The organism is Streptomyces sp. NPDC088350 (genome assembly GCF_044753545.1).
Taxonomy (GTDB): domain Bacteria; phylum Actinomycetota; class Actinomycetes; order Streptomycetales; family Streptomycetaceae; genus Streptomyces.
Map to the genome: position 1 here is coordinate 118369 of NZ_JBIVNL010000017.1, position 17622 is coordinate 135990.

At 70.3% G+C, this 17622-nt stretch carries 17 protein-coding genes; 7 read left to right on the forward strand and 10 right to left on the reverse strand.

Annotated elements, in window-relative coordinates; all coding sequences use genetic code 11:
* Positions 1 to 106: 106 nt before the first annotated feature.
* The 3 genes from ACIQBL_RS42940 to ACIQBL_RS42950 form a co-directional block, all read right to left on the reverse strand.
* Positions 107 to 1324, reverse strand: a complete 1218-nt coding sequence (locus ACIQBL_RS42940; RefSeq protein ID WP_401952977.1) for an acyl-CoA dehydrogenase family protein — start codon at positions 1322 to 1324, stop codon at positions 107 to 109.
* A gap of 30 nt (positions 1325 to 1354) precedes the next feature.
* Positions 1355 to 2476: a dimethylsulfone monooxygenase SfnG gene (gene sfnG, locus ACIQBL_RS42945; protein ID WP_401952979.1), complete on the reverse strand. Its 1122-nt coding sequence runs from the start codon at positions 2474 to 2476 to the stop codon at positions 1355 to 1357.
* Positions 2477 to 2596: 120 nt separating this feature from the next.
* Positions 2597 to 2680, reverse strand: coding sequence for a putative leader peptide (locus ACIQBL_RS42950; protein WP_350966533.1), 84 nt, complete (start codon positions 2678 to 2680; stop codon positions 2597 to 2599).
* Positions 2681 to 2817: 137 nt separating this feature from the next.
* Between ACIQBL_RS42950 and ACIQBL_RS42955 the strand changes: the two genes are divergently transcribed.
* Positions 2818 to 3729 (forward strand): LysR family transcriptional regulator, encoded by a 912-nt coding sequence (locus ACIQBL_RS42955; protein WP_401952982.1) that lies wholly within the window; start codon positions 2818 to 2820, stop codon positions 3727 to 3729.
* Between the two features lie 20 nt (positions 3730 to 3749).
* On the opposite strand, the gene ACIQBL_RS42960 is transcribed toward ACIQBL_RS42955, so the two are convergent.
* On the reverse strand, positions 3750 to 3917 hold the full coding sequence (locus tag ACIQBL_RS42960) for a hypothetical protein (protein ID WP_199827269.1): 168 nt from the start codon (positions 3915 to 3917) through the stop codon (positions 3750 to 3752).
* Between the two features lie 201 nt (positions 3918 to 4118).
* Between ACIQBL_RS42960 and ACIQBL_RS42965 the strand changes: the two genes are divergently transcribed.
* Complete coding sequence (locus ACIQBL_RS42965) at positions 4119 to 5492, forward strand: cryptochrome/photolyase family protein (protein WP_401952985.1); 1374 nt, start codon at positions 4119 to 4121, stop codon at positions 5490 to 5492.
* 9 nt (positions 5493 to 5501) lie between these two features.
* Here ACIQBL_RS42965 and ACIQBL_RS42970 read toward each other — a convergent pair whose 3' ends face one another.
* Positions 5502 to 6491, reverse strand: coding sequence for a MerR family transcriptional regulator (locus ACIQBL_RS42970; protein ID WP_401952988.1), 990 nt, complete (start codon positions 6489 to 6491; stop codon positions 5502 to 5504).
* A gap of 123 nt (positions 6492 to 6614) precedes the next feature.
* Here ACIQBL_RS42970 and ACIQBL_RS42975 point away from each other — a divergent pair, with 123 nt between their 5' ends.
* Positions 6615 to 7217, forward strand: coding sequence for a sigma-70 family RNA polymerase sigma factor (locus ACIQBL_RS42975; protein ID WP_401952991.1), 603 nt, complete (start codon positions 6615 to 6617; stop codon positions 7215 to 7217).
* 89 nt (positions 7218 to 7306) lie between these two features.
* Entirely contained in the window at positions 7307 to 7747 is a 441-nt protein-coding gene (locus tag ACIQBL_RS42980) for an SPW repeat protein (RefSeq protein WP_401952994.1), read from the forward strand.
* A gap of 76 nt (positions 7748 to 7823) precedes the next feature.
* Here ACIQBL_RS42980 and ACIQBL_RS42985 read toward each other — a convergent pair whose 3' ends face one another.
* The 4 genes from ACIQBL_RS42985 to ACIQBL_RS43000 all read right to left on the reverse strand — a co-directional run bounded on the left by ACIQBL_RS42985 (position 7824) and on the right by ACIQBL_RS43000 (position 11125).
* Positions 7824 to 8591 carry an ArsR/SmtB family transcription factor gene (locus tag ACIQBL_RS42985; protein WP_401952997.1) on the reverse strand — a complete coding sequence of 256 codons (768 nt, stop codon included), beginning with the start codon at positions 8589 to 8591 and terminating at the stop codon, positions 7824 to 7826.
* Positions 8592 to 8684: 93 nt separating this feature from the next.
* Positions 8685 to 9422, reverse strand: a complete 738-nt coding sequence (locus ACIQBL_RS42990; protein ID WP_401953000.1) for a phosphotransferase — start codon at positions 9420 to 9422, stop codon at positions 8685 to 8687.
* Between the two features lie 62 nt (positions 9423 to 9484).
* On the reverse strand, positions 9485 to 9670 hold the full coding sequence (locus tag ACIQBL_RS42995) for a hypothetical protein (protein ID WP_401953002.1): 186 nt from the start codon (positions 9668 to 9670) through the stop codon (positions 9485 to 9487).
* A gap of 6 nt (positions 9671 to 9676) precedes the next feature.
* Positions 9677 to 11125 (reverse strand): APC family permease, encoded by a 1449-nt coding sequence (locus ACIQBL_RS43000; RefSeq protein WP_401953005.1) that lies wholly within the window; start codon positions 11123 to 11125, stop codon positions 9677 to 9679.
* A gap of 141 nt (positions 11126 to 11266) precedes the next feature.
* On the opposite strand from ACIQBL_RS43000, the gene ACIQBL_RS43005 reads away from it, so the two are divergent.
* The gene (locus ACIQBL_RS43005) at positions 11267 to 12451 is read left to right on the forward strand and encodes an ROK family protein (RefSeq protein ID WP_401953205.1); all 1185 of its coding nucleotides are present in this window, start codon (positions 11267 to 11269) and stop codon (positions 12449 to 12451) included.
* 102 nt (positions 12452 to 12553) lie between these two features.
* Positions 12554 to 15280 carry a glycosyl hydrolase 2 galactose-binding domain-containing protein gene (locus tag ACIQBL_RS43010; protein WP_401953207.1) on the forward strand — a complete coding sequence of 909 codons (2727 nt, stop codon included), beginning with the start codon at positions 12554 to 12556 and terminating at the stop codon, positions 15278 to 15280.
* A 41-nt stretch (positions 15281 to 15321) separates the two neighbouring features.
* Here ACIQBL_RS43010 and ACIQBL_RS43015 read toward each other — a convergent pair whose 3' ends face one another.
* The gene (locus tag ACIQBL_RS43015) at positions 15322 to 16767 is read right to left on the reverse strand and encodes a hydrolase (RefSeq protein WP_401953008.1); all 1446 of its coding nucleotides are present in this window, start codon (positions 16765 to 16767) and stop codon (positions 15322 to 15324) included.
* A 231-nt stretch (positions 16768 to 16998) separates the two neighbouring features.
* On the opposite strand from ACIQBL_RS43015, the gene ACIQBL_RS43020 reads away from it, so the two are divergent.
* Entirely contained in the window at positions 16999 to 17262 is a 264-nt protein-coding gene (locus ACIQBL_RS43020; protein WP_401953010.1) for a GlsB/YeaQ/YmgE family stress response membrane protein, read from the forward strand.
* The last annotated feature ends 360 nt before the right edge of the window (positions 17263 to 17622 follow it).

A 17622-nucleotide genomic window follows, 5' to 3' on the forward strand; every position in this document is an offset into this window, starting at 1 on the left:
AGGGGGTGCGCTGATCGTTCCCTTGCGCGGATGCCGTGTGTTGGTGTGGGCGTCTTGGGGGGGGGGGGGGGCCCCCCACTGGGGCGCCCACCCCAGGGCTGGCGGGTCAGGAGTACCAGGTGGGTTCGGGCAGTTCGCCCTCGAGGACCCAGCGGCCGACCTCGCGCCGCTTGTAGGCGACGGGGTCGTGCAGGGTGTGGGTGCGCACGTTGCGCCAGAAGCGGTCCAGGCCCTCCGTGGCGGACGTGGAGCGGGCGCCTGTGACCTCGAAGACGCGGTTGCCGATCTCCAGGGCGACATCGGTGGCGCGTGCCTTGACGGCGGCGACCCGTACCTCGAAGTCACCGCGCGCCTTCTCCGTGACGGCGTCGGGGTCGTCGTGCAGGCGCTGCCCCTCGGCGGCGACGGTGTCGGCCAGTGCCTCGACGGCCCAGAGCTTCGCGGTGAGGTCGCCGTAGGTGTCGATGACGTAGGGCTCGTCGACCGCGCGCTCGTGGCCGCCGTGCAGCCACGAGCGGGACTTGGTACGGGTGTAGGTGGCCGCCGTCTCCAGGGCGCCGCCGGCGATGCCCAAGTAGAAGTTGACGAAGACGAGTTGGATGGTGGGGACGTTGAGCGTGTTGTACGTGCGCGGCCGGAATTCCTTGTCGACGTAGCCGGCCGCCGAGGACCACGGGGTGCGCACGCCGTCGAGGATGACGCCGCCGCTCTCGGTGAGGCGCTGGCCGATGTTGTCCCAGTCGTCGAGGAAGGTCAGGCCCTCGCTGTCGGAGGGCACGATCGCGAACACATGCTGGTCGGTGCCCTCCAGGACGCCTTCGAGGACGGTGACGTCGGAGACCTTGCTGCCGGTGGAGAAGGACTTGCGGCCGGTGAAGACGAGGTCGTCGCCGTCCTCGGTGACGGTGACGTCCTTGTCGCGCGGGTTGACGGCGCCGCCGAAGAACCAGCGGCTGCGGGCGGCCTCGGCCTCGACGTGCTCCCACTGTTCGCGGGTGCCGACGAGGCGGGCGGCCCAGTTCCACAGGTAGTGGTAGCCGAGGAGTTGGCCGATGGAGCCGTCGGCCTTAGCGATCTCGCGGACAACCCGGTAGGCGGTGGGCCAGTCCTGGCCTCCGCCGCCGTGCTCCGTGGGGCCGAGCAGGGTGACGAGGCCGGAGTCCTTGAGGAGTTGGACCTCGGCGTAGGGGGTGGCGCCCGCGCGGTCGCGGGCGGCGGCGTCGGTGTCGAGGACGGCGGCGACCTCGGCGGCGCGGGCGATCCAGTCCTGGGCGGTCTGCGGGGCCGGGCGGGTCTGCCAGTCGGCGGGCGTGACGGTGCTCATGTCGGACGACCTCTTTCGCGGTGGGGGCGCTCAGGCGTGGACGGAGACGGACTCGGGCTCGGTGTCCGGGAGTTGGGCTTCCAGTTCACGCACGAGCGGCAGCACCCGCTTGCCGAAGTACTCCACCTCCTCGTGGTAGTGCAGGAAGCCGAGCAGGAGAAGATTGACGCCCAACTTCCGGTAGGCGACGATCCGTTCGGCGATCTGCTCCGGGGTGCCGATGAGCCCCGTGCGGAAGCCGTCGTTGTACTGCACGAGGTCCTCGAATGTGGAGTCCTGCCACATGCCCTTGCCGTCGGCCGAGGACTGCCCGGCCTGCTTCACCGCCGCTCCGAAGCCTTCGACGGCCTCGCGGTCGGCCTTGGCGACGATCTCGCGGAGCGTGTCGCGGGCCTCGGCCTCGGTGTCGCGGGCGATGAGGAAGCCGTTGAGGCCGAACTTCGGTGCGGTGCGGCCGACTTGGGCCGCCGAGTGGTGTACGTCGGCGATCTGCTCGGTGACGCCGTCGAAGTCCTTGCCGTTGGAGAAGTACCAGTCGGAGACGCGGCCGGCCATCGCGCGGGCGGCGGTGGAGTTGCCGCCCTGGAAGATCTCCGGGTGCGGTCGTTCGGGGGTGTTGAGGGGCTTGGGCTTGAGGGAGAAGTCGCGCAACCGGTAGAAGTCTCCGGCGAGTTCGGCGTGGTCCTCGGTCCAGATCCGGCGCAGGGCCTGGATGAACTCCTCGGAGCGGCGGTAGCGCTCGTCGTGCTCCAGCCAGGGTTCGCCGAGCGCGGTGAACTCGCCCTTGAACCAGCCGGACACGACGTTGACCGCGAAGCGGCCGTTCGACAAGTGGTCGGCGGTGGCGCCGAGTTTGGCGAGGACGCCCGGGTGCCAGAGGCCTGGGTGGACGGCGGCGATGACTTTGAGGCGCTGGGTGGCGAGGAGGAGGGCGAGGCTGAAACTGGTCGACTCGTGCTGGAACTCGGCGCCGTAGCTGGCCATGTAGCGGACCTGGCTGAGCGCGTACTCGAAGCCGTTGTTCTCGGCGAGGACGGCCAGTTCGCGGTTGTACTCGTATCCCCAGTCGGTGCGTTGCTCGATCTTGCTGGTGACGAGTCCCCCGCTGACGTTGGGGACCCAGTAGGCGAATTTCACGGGCGCTGCGGGCATGCGGAACTCCTGTTGCGGAATGCGTTTCCGGGCACGCCGAATCCGGCCGGAGCGATATCCGGCGAATTTCAGACGGGAGCGAAAAGGGGGCGGCGGATCACAGAGCAGAGGTGACGGGGATCAGGCCGCGGTGCAACAGGAGGCGCTGGAGACGCGCGCGAGGTCGACGTGGCGTCGCCGCGTGAGGTCCAGTCGCATCTTCATGCCGTCGATCGTGGCAGCCGCCGGTGAGGAGCGTCAAGGAAAACCCGACCGGTCTCGTATCGCGGACCATTGAATTTCACGAAGGTGTGACAGGGAAACCCTTGAACGGCCCGGGAAATCGGCCGCATTCTGCGGTCATGCGGACCGAACAGCTGGAATACATAGCGGCCGTGACCCGGCTCGGCTCCCTGCGCCGGGCCGCCGAGGAACTGCGCCTGTCGCAGCCCGCGTTGAGCGAGACCGTGCGGAACCTCGAACGGGAACTCGGCGTCGACCTCCTGGAGCGCAAACGGTCCGGGGCGACGATGAGCGCGGAGGGCCGGGAGCTGCTGCCGAGGATCGTCGATGTGCTGGACGCGGTGGACCGGTTGCGGGCGGCGGCGGGCGAGCAGCACCGGATCAGTCGCATGGTGCGAGTGGGGACGGTCAACGCGGCGACCGTGCCGCTGCTGCTGCCGGTCGTGCGGGACTTCCGTGCCGCGCATCCGCTGACCCAGGTCGAGGTGGTCGGCGCGTTGCAGACGGACATCCACCGGGCGCTGTCGGAGGGCGGGTTCGATCTCGGGCTGGTCAATCACCTGGACGGCGACGACATGCCGGCCGACTTCGAGTCGACCGAGCTGCTGTCCGGGCTGCCGGTGGTGTGCGTACGCCCCGACAGCCCATTGGCGTCCCGGCCGACGGTCAGTGTGGACGAGCTACTCACCGAGCCGCTGATCGGTATGCGTTCCGGCTATGTGATGCACCGCTATGTGCACCGACTGCTGGGTGGGCGCGGCCCGGCGTTCGCGTATTCGACCGACGGTGCCGAGATGGGCAAGCTCATGGTCGCGGAGGGGCTGGGGGCGACGGTCCTGCCCGACTTCAGCGTGGTCGGGGACCCGCTGGAGCGGCTCGGCGCGATCACCTACCGGCCGATCGCCGGCGACACGGCCCGGGTGCTGCTGATGCTGCGCCGCCGTCGTGCGGAGTCCGTGCCGCAGGCGGCGGGGGATCTGCACGAGGCGTTCGTACGCCGGGCGCGGGAGCTGGGCGAGGAGCGCGTCTGAGGCCGCACCCGTACGTACTGTCAGTCCTCGTCGCCGACGGGAACCACCACGAGGAACGCGTCGGACTTCAGGTCCATGACGACCCTGGCGGGCTGACCCTCGGCGCGGCGCCTGGCCGCGAACTCCTCGGCGGGCCATGATCCGCGCGGGGCTCCCGCCGGAAACCGCTCCAACACCTTCGCGCCCATGTCCGAAGACACCTCCAGCGTCCGCCTTGCGACTCCCCGCAGGGACTGTCGTACCTGTTCGACTGCCCGCGATCGTCGCCGACATGCCGGGCAACGCGGCGCCGGGGTCGCGTACGCCCGTCGGGTGACGGCCGCATCCGTGGCGCGCACCGGGCCGGAAGCACCTCACGACCCTCATTGCCGTCTCCCGGAGTGCGCACCATGAACGTCTCGGTCGTCCTGTTCACCTCCGACCTGCGTCTGCACGACCACCCCGCGCTGCGGGCCGCCGCCGAGGCCCGCGAGGTGGTCCCCCTGTTCGTCCGCGACCGGGGTGTGGCGGACGCCGGATTCGCCGCGCCGAACCGGCTGGCGTTCCTCGCCGACTGTCTGCGCGACCTCGACGCCGGTCTGCGGGAACGGGGTGGTCGGCTCGTCGTCCGCTCCGGTGACGTCGTCGGCGAGGTGTGCAAGGTGGCCGCCGAGACCGACGCCGACGAGGTGCACCTGGCGGCCGACGTCAGCGGTTACGCACAGCGGCGCGAGCAACGGCTGCGGCATGCGCTGGAGGCGGAGGGACGCCGGTTGCACGTCCACGACACGGTGACCACGGCCGTCGCCCCCGGCGCGGTGACGCCGGCCTCCTCGGACCACTTCGCCGTCTTCACGCCGTACTTCCGGCAGTGGTCCGGGGTACGGCTGCGCGCCCCGCTGGCCGCGCCGCGGACCGTGCGGGTCCCGGACGGTGTCGGCTCCGAGGAGCTGCCCTCCCGTACCGGCGTCGCGGGGCTGTCGCCGGGCCTGGCGACCGGCGGGGAGTCGGAGGCCCGCAGGCGGCTGAGCCGGTGGCTGCGGAGTGGGATCGCCGCGTACGAGGACGTCCACGACGACCTGGCCGCCGACGCCACCTCCCGTCTCTCCCCCCACCTCCACTTCGGCACCCTGTCCCCCGTGGAACTGGTCCACCGGGCACGGCACTTGGACGGACCGGGCGCCGAGGCGTTCGTACGGCAGCTCGCGTGGCGTGACTTCCACCGTCAGGTGCTGGCGGCCAGGCCCGCTGCCGCCGGCTCCGACTACCGTACGAAACACGACCGTTGGCGGTCCGGACGCACCGCCCGCGAGGACATCGCGGCCTGGAAGGAGGGCCGCACCGGCTATCCGCTGATCGACGCGGCGATGCGCCAACTGCGCCACGAGGGCTGGATGCACAACCGGGGCCGGCTGCTGACGGCGAGCTTCCTCACCAGGACGCTGTATGTCGACTGGCGGGTCGGCGCCCGGCACTTCCTGGACCTGCTGGTCGACGGCGATGTGGCGAACAACCAGCTCAACTGGCAGTGGATGGCGGGCACCGGCACGGACTCGCGCCCCCATCGCGTCCTCAACCCGGTCACGCAGGCCAAGCGGCACGACCCGGACGGCACGTACGTCCGCCGCTGGGTGCCCGAACTCGCCCGGGTCGAAGGGCCGTTGGTGCACGAGCCGTGGAAACTCAAGGGACTTGACCGGGTCGCGCTCGGCGACTACCCGGATCCGATCGTCGAACTCGCCGACGGGCTGGCGCGTTTCCGGCTGGGCCGGTCAGGTGACTGAGGTCCGCTGTCAGTGCCGTTCCCCGTACATCCCGGACACGAAGTCCACGGCGTCCCTGAGGGTCGTCGGCCGCACAACTCCCCGCGACGACGTACCGGACCAGCCGGGTCCTGCCAGCATCATCGCGGGCTGTCTCCGGGCGCCTTTCACTCCCCAGCGGATGTCGGCGAGATGCCGGGCCAGCGGCGGGCTCGCCGTGGAGCGCGCCTGCGCCCACAGGACGACGGCGGCCGGGCCCAGCCGCCGCACCGCGGCGGTGAGTGCCTCCGCGGGCACGGCGGCGCCGAACATCCTTGTGGGCAGGCCGAGTTCGGCCAGTGCGGCGTTGAGTGCCTCGATCGGCAGGGTGTGTTGTTCGCCGGGCACGCAGGCCAGGACGACGGGACCGGCGGGCGAGGTGTCCGGCGCTCGGGCGGGATGCGGGGTGCCTCGGCGCAGGGCGGTGGAGACGTGCCAGGACAGCAGGTGCTCGACCTCGACGTAACGGTCCCCGGACGACGCCCATTTGCGTCCCACGGCGTGCAGGGTCGGCACCATCACCTCATGCCAGGCGTCGACGATTCCGTACCGGCTTACGGCATCGGCCAGTTGACGCTCGACGGCCGGCGCGTCGAGCCGTACGGCGGCGCGCGCCAGGCCGCGGCACTCCTGGCGCGCGTCCCCGAGGGGCAGCGCGCCGGGGGCCCGGGACTTCCGGGACCGTTCGGGCCGGGGCTCCGTGAGCGGACCGGCGGTCCCCTTCGCCACCCGCGCCGCCTCGGCGGCCGGCACGCCCGACGAGGTCAGCCGGCACATCGCCTCCAGCAGCGCCACGTCCCTCGGGGTCCAGCGCCGGTGCCGGCCCTCGGCGCGGGTGGCGGGACCGATGCCGTAGCGCCGCTCCCAGGACCGCAGCGTGGTCGGCGCCACGCCCAGTCGGCGGGCCAACGCACCGGTCGTCAGGGGCACTTCGGCCGCGGACGCGTTCGCCGCGCCCTCGCCGCCGGGCAATTCGCTCATGCGGCGATGGTACGACGCAGAATCGACGCAAGTTGATGGCCTTGATCCCCGGCTCGCACGATGGCCGCATCGGGGCACGCCCCGGCCGACATCCCCATCCGTCCGACGTGAGGAGCCGTCGTCATGAGCCCGCAGCACGGCACCGCCCGGCCGAGCCCGGCGGCGGAGTCGCTCACCGACGAGGAGGTGGCGAGGGGGCTGGTGGCGGGCGACGAGGGCTGTCTGGCCGCCGCGTATCAGCGCTGGTCGGCCCTGGTGCACGCGCTGGCCCGGCGTTCGCTGGGGGATGTCAAGGAGGCGGAGGACGTGACGCAGCAGGTGTTCCTCGGCGTGTGGCGCGGGCGGCGGGGTTTCTGTCCCGAGCGCGGCACGATGGGCGGCTGGATCGTGGGCATCACCAGGCGCAGGATCGCGGACGCGCTGTCCGCCCGGACCCGTCGACTCCATGTCGTGGCCGCCGCCGGGGCATCCCTGGCCCCCGCCGATCCCGGTGCCCGCAGTCCCGAGGCGGTTCTCGACCGCGTGCTCGTGCTGCACGAGCTGGCCCGGCTGCCCGCGCCCCAGCAGCGGGTGCTGCGGCTGACGTACTACGAGGACCTCACCCAGACCCAGATCGCCCGGCGCACCGGCTGGCCGCTCGGCACGGTCAAGAGCCACGCGCGACGCGGCCTCCACCAGTTGCGCCGCCGTCTCGCGGACGACGAACAGTCTGATCACTACACATAAAGGGGAAATAAGAGCAGAATGGGGGTTAGCGGCTCTTACCGCACACCGCACCAGACGCGGTCAGGCCAGCAACTCAAAGGAGACGAGTCATGGCCAACGTCTCGCACACCAGAGGTGACATAGCGAGCCACCCTGATGTCTCCGAAATGCGGGCGCGCTACGCCCGCATGCTCGGTGGACGCGATGTGGCGCTCGTGGACGGACCGGTGTTCCTGCTCGGTCTGTACTGCGCCGTATCCCCGTGGATACTCCACTACACGACGAGCCAGCCCGCGCTCGTGCCGCACAACCTGATCGTCGGCATCGCGATCGGCCTGCTGGCCCTCGGGTTCACCAGGGCACCGGAGCGCATGTACGGCCTCAGCTGGGCGATGAGCGCCCTGGGTGTCTGGATGATCGTCTCGCCGTGGATCGTCGGCAGCAGCCCCGACAAGGGCGTCATCCTGAACAACGTCATCATCGGCGGACTGGCCGTGCTCCTGGGCCTGGTGTGCGCCGGTACGGCGGCGAAGAGCACCCCCAAGCCGTAGCGGCTCCCCGGAAGGAAGGCAGGTCGGGTCCGGTCCGCGCACCACGGACCGGACCCGACCGCGTCCGTACGGCCCCTCAGCGGCCCGGCACCGACCACGGCGACTGCGGGAGCGTGCTGCCGGTCTCCAGAACGGACTTCAGGTTGGACAGCACCGCCGGCCAGCCGCCGGACACGTCGGACAGCTCGCCCTCGTCGGCGAGGTCCTCGTGGGTGACGGTGAGGCGCACGATGTCCTCGTGCCGCCGGATGTCGTAGGTGACCCGGGAGTGCTTGTCCTCGTCCCCCTCGTTCTCCGGCGAGGTCCAGGTGGTCACCAGGCGGGTCGGGCGCTCGCTCTCGACCACGGTGCCGACGACGTCGGCGATGCCGGAACCGTCCGTGCGCCGGTGTTCCCAGCGGGAGCCCGGCCGCCAGTCGGACACGTTGCTGTGGCCCCAGTAGGCGGCGGTCAGGTCGGCGTCGGTGAGCGCGTCCCAGACCTTCTCGGGCGTGCTCGCGATGTAGGTGACGTAGACGAATGTCGGCTTGTCGGTCATGGCTTCCTCGGCTCGTCGCTTCAGGGCCCCGAGCGCGCGCAGTCGCGGGCGCTCGAACTTGTCGATCCAGCGCTCCTGCATCTCGTGCAGCGGGACCGGATTGAGGTAGTGCAGCTTCTCCCGCCCGCGCCGCACCGTGCTGACCAGGTTGGCGGCCTCCAGGACGGCCAGATGCTGGGTCACCGACTGACGGGTCATGTCGATGCGCCCGCACAGCTCGCCGAGCGTCTGCCCGTTGTGCTCGTGCAGCCGGTCCAGCAGCCGTCTGCGGGTCTCGTCGGCCAGCGCCTTGAAGACCTTGTCCATCCCTGAGTCGTGTTCTGATCGCACACCCAAAGTTATGCAGGCAATTACTTGCATGTCAAGGCGGACGCTTCACCGACTCGGGGCGTGCCCGTCTCAGCCCGGGAAAGCGCCCAGTTCGCGGCGGTGTGCGGCCACCCAGGCGTACGCGTCCCGCACCTGGTCCACGACGCCGGCCGCGCGCAGGCCGAGCATGGCCCGTTCACCGCGCTCGGCCCCGGCCTCGATGCCTCGCCAACACCGCTCCTGCCACCACAGGACCGTGTCGAGGACCCTGCCGGTGTCGTCCAGCCCGTACGCCTCGCAGATCAGCGCGATCCGGCGGGCGGCCTCGGGTACGTCGGTCACGCCCGGTCCGAGGTCCAGGTACTGCCAGCAGACATGGGCGAGGTCGTGGACGCGCTCGCCGGGAGCGGCCAGGTCCCAGTCGACGAAGGCCAACGGGTGCCACGCGGTGCCGTGGACGGCGTAGACGGTGTTCTTGGGGGCCAGGTCGTTGTGGCACACGACGTCCTGGTCACCGGCCTCGGGTGTGCCGTGCGTCAGGTCGTGGAAGGCACGGACGAGCCGCGCGACGCGCACGAGGCTGTCGTCGGCGCGGGCGGCGGACCGCTCCTCGGGGCTGACGGCGGCCCGGCCGTCGAGGTACTGGAACACCTCCCGCCCCCGCTCGTCCGTACCCAGGAAACGCGGGGCGCCCGCCCACCCGTGCCGCGCGAACAGCGCGAGCACCGCGGTGACGTACCGCGACCGTTCCGCGGGCGTACGGCGTACGGTCTCCCCGACCCGGACGACCTCGTTGATCGCGCCTCCGCCGAGGATCGGCTCCTCCACGTGGTCCACCTCCCCCAAATCGTCAACCGCACGAGTATGGCTGGGCGCGCTGCTCGTGTGGATCACGCGGAGGCACTGCTCAACGGGCCCGAGATGGGCGGCGAGTTGGCGCAGGAGTTGACCAAGAGTGCTTGCCAGGCATGTTCGTTGGACGAGCGGGCGCCCGTGGACACCGTGCGGGTGGTGACGGACGGGCGCTCCGTCGTCGACGTCGCGGGTGCGGTGCTCGCCGCGACGGGGTGGGTCAACTACCTTCAGGCACCGGCGGGTTCCGGCACCGTCTCCGTGAGGTACTCCTCCGCGATCTCCTTGGGGCCGAACGGCCAGACCTTCTCCAGGCGGGCCCAGATGACGAACGCGACGACACCCAGGGCGAGCCAGGCCAGGGACCACTCGATGGGGTGGCGGCCCGGGGAGTTCCTGTCGGCGTAGCCGTAGATCACGCACCAGCCGACGAAGGCGACGATGCTCGGGACGGGGTAGAGCCACATGCGGTAGGGGCGGCGGAGGGTCGACTGGCGTTTGCGCAGGACCGTCAGGGCGATGATCTGGGCCAGCGCCTGGACGATGACCATGACCGTGGTCAGGAGCTGGATCAGGGTCGCGAGGTCCGTGTGGCGGCCGATGAGGAAGCCGATCGCCGTGATCACGCCCATCGTGGCCAGGCCCAGCGTCGGGAAGCGGTGCTTGGGGTGGAGCTTGGCGTAGGGACGGAAGAAGACGCGTTCGCGGGCCGCGTCGTAGGGGACCCGGGAGCCGCCGAGGAGGCCGGTGAAGACCGAGGCGAAGGCCGTGATCAGGATGAGGACGGTGACGGTGTCGGCGGCGCCCTTGCCCCAGGTCTTCTCCAGGACCGCCGAGGCCACCGAGCTGGACGCGATGTCGTTCACGTGGGTCATCCGGTGCCAGTCGATGACGCCGAGGGTGCCGATCTGGAGCATGAGGTAGATCGCCATGATGCCGATGATGGAGAAGAGGATGGAGCGCGGCAGCGTACGGCCGGGGTCCTTGATCTCGGCGCCCATGTAGGCGGTGGTGTTGTAGCCGAGGTAGTCGTAGATGCCGATGGTGAGGCCGCCGGCGAAACCGAGCCAGAAGTGGTCGCTGCCCAGGTCGAAGGCGTGCGCCGGGTAGGTGAAGGCGAGGTGGCCGCTGAAGTGGGTCGCGGCGGCCAGGATCACCAGGAACACCGAGGCGATCATCACCGTCCACATCACGGCGGTGATGCGCGCGATGTTCTCGATGCCGCGCCAGAGGAGGAGGATCACCAGGGCGATGACGCCGAGGCCGATGAGGTCGCCGGAGGTCTTGCCCAGGTCCGGTGCCAGATAGCCGAGATATTGCACGAAGCCGACCACACCCGTCGACATGATCAGCGGAATGAAGAGCATCGCCGTCCAGACGAACAGGAACGGCATCAGCCGGCCCGTGCGGTACTGGAAGGCCTGGCGGAGATAGACGTAGCTGCCGCCGGAGCCGGGCATCGCGGCGCCCAGCTCGGCCCACACGAGCCCGTCGGCGAGGGCGAGGATCGCACCCGCGACGAAGCCGATCACCGCCTGGGGGCCGCCGAACGCGGCGACCATCAGGGGGATGGTCACGAACGGGCCGATGCCGCACATCTGGCTCATGTTGATCGCGGTGGCCTGGAAGAGGCCGACGCGGCGGACGAAGCCGCCGTCTGGGGGCGGACTACCGGACATGGGGGCTCCTGAGGGGGTGCGTGGCTCGGGGGATGCGGGGTGCGGCGTGCGGGCCGGTATCCGGTGGCTGACTGGGCGATAAAGTTAAGGAGCCTTACTAGACTCGTCAAGAGGGTGTCCCCGATGCGTGAGAATGGTGCGATGCCCGCCGTCGACGCCGTAGAGCAGCCGGAACAGCCCTGGAACCGGCAGCGGCTGCGGAGCGTCAACGAGCGGATGCTGCTCGACCGGCTGCGCACCGCCGGTGCCGCCTCGCGCGCCCAACTCGCCCGCGAGACAGGGCTGTCGAAGCCGACGGTCTCCAGCGCGCTCGCCGCTCTGGAGGAAGCGGGGCTGGTCCACGAGGTCGGGACGCAGGCACCCGAGCGCGGCCGGACCGCCGTGCTCTACGCGCCCGATCCGTCCGCCGGGTACGCGCTCGGGATCGACGTCGGGCGTAGTTGGCTGCGGGTCGCGGTGGCCAATCTGGACGGCGAGGTGGTGGCGCGGGCGGACGTCCGCAACCGGGCCCGCAGTTCGGGCGCGATGGCCGAGCTGGTGGTCGCCACCGCGCACCAGGTCGTCGCCAACTCGGAGGTCGCACCGGCCGCGGTGGTGCACGCCGTGGTGGGCACGCCGGGCGTGTACGACGAGCAGCGGCGGCGGGTGCGCTACGCGATGCATCTGCCGGGGTGGGGCCGGGCCGGGCTGTTCGACCGGATGCGGGAGGAGCTGGGCATCCCGCTGGAGGTGCACAACGACGCCAATCTCGCGGCGCTGGGCGAGTACACGTACGGCGTCGGCGCGGGCAGCCGGCTGTTCGCGTACATCATGATCGGCACCGGTCTCGGCATGGGCGTGGTCAGCGAGGGGCGGCTGTTCACGGGGGCGCACGGCGGGGCCGGGGAGATCGGGTTCCTGCCGTGGCCGGGGCGGCAGAAGCCGGAGACGCTGGAGGACGCCGTGTCCGGGGTGGCCGTCGTCGAGGCGGCCCGCATGTTCGGCATGAGCGGGCAGCAGCTCACCGCGAAGGCCGTGTTCGACGCGGCCCGGCAGGGAAACGCCGCCGCCGTCAAGGCGGTCGAGCTGGAGGGCGAGCGGATCGCGCACACAGTGGCGGCTGCCGCGGCGGTGCTCGATCCCGACCTGGTCGTCCTGGGCGGCGGGGTCGGGCACAGCGTGGATCTGCTGCTGCGTCCGGTGCGGGAGAACCTGCGCGCGCTCACTCCGCTCCGGCCGAAGATCGTGCCCAGCGCACTGGGCGAGGACGCGGTACTGCTGGGCGCGGTGGCCACCGCTCTCGGCACCGCGCGGGACCTGGTGTTCGAGCGCCGCTCGGCGTCCTGAGCAACTCGCCCACACGCAACGGTGATTGACAGGCCCCTTCGCGCGCCCTACCTTCTGGTGCGGTTAGTAAAGTTTCCTAACTTGACGAGGCTGGAGACCACCGTGTTCCACCGCCCCGCCGTCCCCCCACTCCTCAGGAGCCGTCTCGCCACGGCCGCGGTCGCCCTCGCCCTGCTGGGTACCCTCACCACGAGTGCGTGGGCGGGGACGCGGGAGTCGTCCCCGCCTCCCGCGCGGGTCCCGGTGACCGCCGTACGCCCGACGGCCGGGACCGCCACCCCGCTGTCCGGCTACGCGATCCAGTCGACCGCCAAGGTCACCGACTCCGCCGAGGCCGTCTCCTCCCCCGGCTATCGGCCGACCGGCTGGTACCCGGCCGGGGCGCGCTCCACGGTCCTCGCGGCCCTGATCGCCGACGGCGTCCACCCGGACCCCTTCTACTCCACGAACCAGCGGAAGATCCCGAAGGCCGACTTCCAGGTGCCGTGGTGGTACCGCAGCGACTTCACGGTCACCGACCGCACGAAACGCACCTACCTCGACTTCAGCGGGGTGATCTCGGCGGCCGACGTCTACCTCAACGGCGAGCAGATCGCCAAGGCCGCCGACGTGACCGGCGCCTACACACGGCACGAGCTGGACGTCACCTCGCTCGTCCGCTCCGGCACGAACACGGTCGCCTTCCGCATCAGGCCGAACGACCCGAACAAGAACCTCACCATGGGCTGGATCGACTGGCTCCAGCCGCCGCCCGACCAGAACATGGGCATCGTCCGCGACGTCCTCGTCCGACGCGGCGGCCCGGTCGCACTGCGCGACACCCATGTGGTGACCAAACTGGCCGTGCCGTCGCTCGCCACCGCCGATCTGACGGTCGAGGCACAGGCACGCAACGACTCGAACGCACCCGTCACCGCGAAGGTCCGGGGCGGCATCGGCACCACGGCCTTCGAGAAGACCGTCTCCCTCGCCGCCCACGAGACGCAGACGGTCGCGTTCGCCCTCCATCTGACCTCCCCCAAGGTCTGGTGGCCGGCGGGCATGGGCGGCCAGCCGCTCTACGGCCTCGACCTCACCGCCTCCGTGAACGGTGCCCCCTCCGACACCGCGCACGAGACCTTCGGCATCCGCGACGTCCAGGCCCCGCTGAACTCCGCCGGCGACCGCCAGTACCGGATCAACGGCCGCAAGTTGCTTCTCAAGGGCGGCGGTTGGTCGCCGGACGAGTTCCTGCGCTGGGACCGGACGTATGTCGAGGACCGGCTGAAGTACGCCCTCGACCTGGGCCTGAACACCATCCGCCTGGAAGGGCACATCGAGCCGGACGAGTTCTTCGACCTGGCCGACCGCTACGGCATCCTCACCCTCCCCGGCTGGGAGTGCTGCGACAAGTGGGAGGGCCAGGTCAACGGGGACGAGACCGGCGACAAGTGGACCGCCGCCGACTACCCGGTCGCCAAGGCGTCGATGGCCGCCGAGGCCGCCCGGCTGCGCGACCACCCGAGCGTGATCTCCTTCCTCATCGGCAGCGACTTCGCCCCCGACGCGACGATCGAGAAGACATACCTGGACGCCCTGAAGGCCGCCGACTGGAACACCCCGGTGGTCGCCGCCGCGTCCGACAACTCCGCCCCGATCAGCGGCAGTTCGGGCATGAAGATGACCGGCCCGTACGACTGGGTCCCGCCGAACTACTGGTACGCCAAACGCGAGGGCGGCGCCACCGGCTTCAACTCCGAGACCAGCGCGGGCCCCGACATCCCCACCCTCGACACCCTGCGCCGCATGATGACCCCGGCCGAACTCACCACCCTCTGGAAGGACCCGGCCGCCAAGCAGTACCACCGCTCCCCGTCGCCGGTCTTCAACACCCTCAAGCTCTACGACAACGCCCTCACCGGCCGCTACGGCCCACCGACGAGCCTCACCGCCTACGTCCGCAAGGCGCAGCTCGCCCAGTACGAGAACGTGCGCGCCCAGTTCGAGGCCTACGAACGCAACGCCACCGACGCCTCGAAGCCGGCGACCGGGGTCGTCTACTGGATGTTCAACAGCGGATGGACCTCGCTGCACTGGCAGTTGATGGACCGTTACCTCGACCAGGGCGGCGCCTACTTCGGCGCGAAGAAGGCGAACGAACCGCTGCACATCCAGTACTCCTACGACAACCGCTCAGTCGTCGTGGTGAACAACCGGCGCGATTCCGCCTCCCCACTCACCGCGCGGGCCACGCTGTTCACCACGGACGGCACGCAGAAGTACGACAGGTCGGTCGAGGGGGTGAAGGTCTCGGGCGGCGGCGCGCACAGCACCGTGCTCACCCTGCCCTCGTCGGTGAGCGGGCTGTCCACGACGTACCTGGTGCGGCTGACGCTGACCGACGCGTCCGGCAAGGAGGTGAGCCGGAACGTGTACTGGCTCTCCGACAAGCCCGACACGCTCGACTGGGCGCACACGGACTGGTACTACACGCCGACGACGAGCTACGCCGATCTCAAGGGGCTCGACTCGATGGCGCAGGTGCCGGTTTCGGCGACGGCGTCGACCTCGGCGGGCGCGAACGGTACGTCGACCACGACGGTCACGGTGCGCAACTCGGGGGCGGGGAAGACGCCTTCACTGCTCACCGACGTCCATCTCGTGGACTCGACGGACAGGCCGGTGCTGCCGGTGAGGTGGTCCGACAATGAAGTCAGCCTGTGGCCCGGGGAGTCGACGACGCTGACGGCGACCTACCGGACGGCCGATCTGCACGGTTCGGCGCCACGGGTGCGGGTCTCCGGCTGGAACACGCCGGAGTTGACGGTCCCGGCGGGCCCGGCGGCGTGAACGTGTGGGGCCCGGCCGCCGCCGGGCCCCACAGGTCGTCGTCAGCTGACGTTCAACGCCGTGTCGTCGATGACGAAGGACGTCTGGAGCGTGGAGCCCTCGACGCCGGTGAACTTGAGGGTGACGGTCTGGCCGGCGTAGCTCGCGAGGCTGAAGCTGCGCTGGGTGTAACCGCTGGCCGCGTTGAGGTTGGAGTAGGTCGCCAGGGTGCCCAGGACCGTGCCGGAGCTGTTGAGGACCTGGACCTTGAGCGTGTCGTAGGCCGTACTGGTGGTGGTCTCCGCCGTGTCGATGTGGAGATAGAAGCTGAGGGCGGCGGTAGTGCAGTCGGAGGGGATGCTCACCGACTGGGACAGGGTGTCGGTGGTGGCGCTGCCGTAGCCGTCCAGCCAGGCGTAGTACGAACCCGTACGGGCGGACTCGCTGCTGGAGTTGGTGATCACGCCGCTGGTGGCGGTCCAGGTGGTGTTGCCCGACTCGAAGCCGTTGTTGCCGAGGAGCTGCGAGGAGGTGCAGGTGGTGCCGCCTCCGCCGCCACCGCTGCTGCTGCCGTCGCCGGCCAGCCACGCGGTGGCGTTGAGGGCGAGCGCGGCGTTGGTGGCGCCGGTGTCGTTCCAGCCGTCGTAGAGCGTGTTGCCGGACTGGCCGGTGCCGTCGTCAATGGGTGAGCTGTCGCCCCAGAAGGCGACGCGACCGCTGCCGAAGGTGCTGGTCGCGAAGAAGGCGCCGGTGTTGCCGGAGTAACCGCTGCGGTACACAAGGCCCTTGACGGCCGAGTTGTCGGCGGGCTTCAGGGTCGCCGTCGTGCCGTTGGCGATCAGGCTCTTGGTGACGGTACCGAAGGAGCCGTTGAGCACCGGGTCGGTGCTGTCGCTGATCGCGGCCGGGTAGCCGGAGCTGATGTTCAGCGAGTCGATGGAGAAGCCGAACGGGTCGGTCGAGTCGACGCTGTTGTTCGTCATCAGGTCGTTGAGGATCTCGACCGCGTCGTAGCCGTCGTTGTTGCGGTCGGCGCCGGTGTGGTCGGAGATCATGAACAGGCCGCCGCCGTTCTGGACGAACGTCATGATCGCGGTCTTCTCGGCGGTCGTGAACAGCGTGTTGGGCTCGGGCAGGACCAGTGTGTCGAAGTTCGACAGGTCGGTCGTCGACGAACCGCCGTACGTGAGCGCGCTCGTGGCCGTCTTCAGGCTGTAACTGCCGGTCTTCTGGAGGGCGACGCCCCACGAGGAGAGCGCGCCGGTCCAGTCCGTCTCGGCGGAGGGCGAGGAGTTCTGGGCCAGCGGGTCGGGCTTGCTGGTGGAGATGATCCAGTCCGCGTTGCCCGCCTCCTCGGCGTGGCCGTCGTCGAACAGGACGCGGTGGGTGGTGGCCGCGTGCGCGGGCGTGGCCGTCGTGGTGACCTGGAGGGCTGCTCCGGTGACGAAAAGCCCCAGGCCGGCGAGGGCGGTGGTGAGTCTGCGGCGGGATCTTCTTGATCCAAGCATCCGGCGAACCTCCGTGAGGGGGTGAGGAAGGGTGCGGTGCGGGCGCCAAATCTGCGCGCGTAGAACGGTAGTGGGGGAGTTCTACACGCGTTGAACGATTGAAAGGTACATGGCATGAAGGGGTGGTGAACAGAAAGTCCCGGCAATAACAGGCAACAAAACACGGGCGGACTGGCTTGGCGTCCAGCGGGCACATGAAGGGAGCAGGGAAATCGACAAAGAGGGGCGGAGATGGAGATCTCGGGCATCATCAGTGCCATCATCATCGGCATCATCATTGGCGTGTTGGGGCGACTCGTCGTACCGGGCCGCCAGCACATCGGCATCGTGCTGACGATCGTGGTCGGCATCGTGGCCGCGCTGCTCGGCGCGGCGATCGCCTCCGGCCTGGGAGTCGCCGACACCAAGGGCATCGACTGGATCGAGTGGCTCATCCAGATCGGACTGGCCGCCGTCGGCATCGCCGCGCTGGACCGGTCGAGGGCGCGCCGCTGAGTGGGAGACGGACATCGCGTGGTGGGTGAGACCGGGCGGCGACGAGGACCTGCCCGGCGGACCGGCTCGCGGGACATCGGCGACGACTGATCAGTACCGGTGTGCGGGGTCCGGCGCGTGCGGCTGCGGGGTGGAGGAGGAAGTCGACGCGAAGTCGGCGACCGACAACCACACCGGGCATGCGCGGGCCGGGCCCCGCGTCGGTGACTTGGTCCGGCGGGCGGGCCCAACAGGGTTCATTCGCCGGGGAGTTGCGGCCGGGCCCGCGTGTTGCGTGCGATGCCGGCACTGACGTGCCTGCGGCTTCCGTCCGGGGCCGGTGCCGACTGACCCAAGGCTTCCGTCCCGTGCCCACGCTGC

Excerpts from the sequence above, each read along its gene's own strand:
- ACIQBL_RS42960 (WP_199827269.1), bottom strand. The coding sequence starts at position 3,917 with ATGGGCGCGAAGGTGTTGGAGCGGTTTCCGGCGGGAGCCCCGCGCGGA.
- ACIQBL_RS43005 (WP_401953205.1), top strand. The coding sequence starts at position 11,267 with ATGCCCGCCGTCGACGCCGTAGAGCAGCCGGAACAGCCCTGGAACCGG.
- ACIQBL_RS42965 (WP_401952985.1), top strand. The coding sequence starts at position 4,119 with ATGAACGTCTCGGTCGTCCTGTTCACCTCCGACCTGCGTCTGCACGAC.
- ACIQBL_RS43015 (WP_401953008.1), bottom strand. The coding sequence starts at position 16,767 with ATGCTTGGATCAAGAAGATCCCGCCGCAGACTCACCACCGCCCTCGCC.
- sfnG (WP_401952979.1), bottom strand. The coding sequence starts at position 2,476 with ATGCCCGCAGCGCCCGTGAAATTCGCCTACTGGGTCCCCAACGTCAGC.
- ACIQBL_RS42985 (WP_401952997.1), bottom strand. The coding sequence starts at position 8,591 with ATGGACAAGGTCTTCAAGGCGCTGGCCGACGAGACCCGCAGACGGCTG.
- ACIQBL_RS42950 (WP_350966533.1), bottom strand. The coding sequence starts at position 2,680 with ATGAAGATGCGACTGGACCTCACGCGGCGACGCCACGTCGACCTCGCG.
- ACIQBL_RS42955 (WP_401952982.1), top strand. The coding sequence starts at position 2,818 with ATGCGGACCGAACAGCTGGAATACATAGCGGCCGTGACCCGGCTCGGC.
- ACIQBL_RS43000 (WP_401953005.1), bottom strand. The coding sequence starts at position 11,125 with ATGTCCGGTAGTCCGCCCCCAGACGGCGGCTTCGTCCGCCGCGTCGGC.
- ACIQBL_RS42975 (WP_401952991.1), top strand. The coding sequence starts at position 6,615 with ATGAGCCCGCAGCACGGCACCGCCCGGCCGAGCCCGGCGGCGGAGTCG.
- ACIQBL_RS42970 (WP_401952988.1), bottom strand. The coding sequence starts at position 6,491 with ATGAGCGAATTGCCCGGCGGCGAGGGCGCGGCGAACGCGTCCGCGGCC.
- ACIQBL_RS42980 (WP_401952994.1), top strand. The coding sequence starts at position 7,307 with ATGGCCAACGTCTCGCACACCAGAGGTGACATAGCGAGCCACCCTGAT.
- ACIQBL_RS42940 (WP_401952977.1), bottom strand. The coding sequence starts at position 1,324 with ATGAGCACCGTCACGCCCGCCGACTGGCAGACCCGCCCGGCCCCGCAG.
- ACIQBL_RS43020 (WP_401953010.1), top strand. The coding sequence starts at position 16,999 with ATGGAGATCTCGGGCATCATCAGTGCCATCATCATCGGCATCATCATT.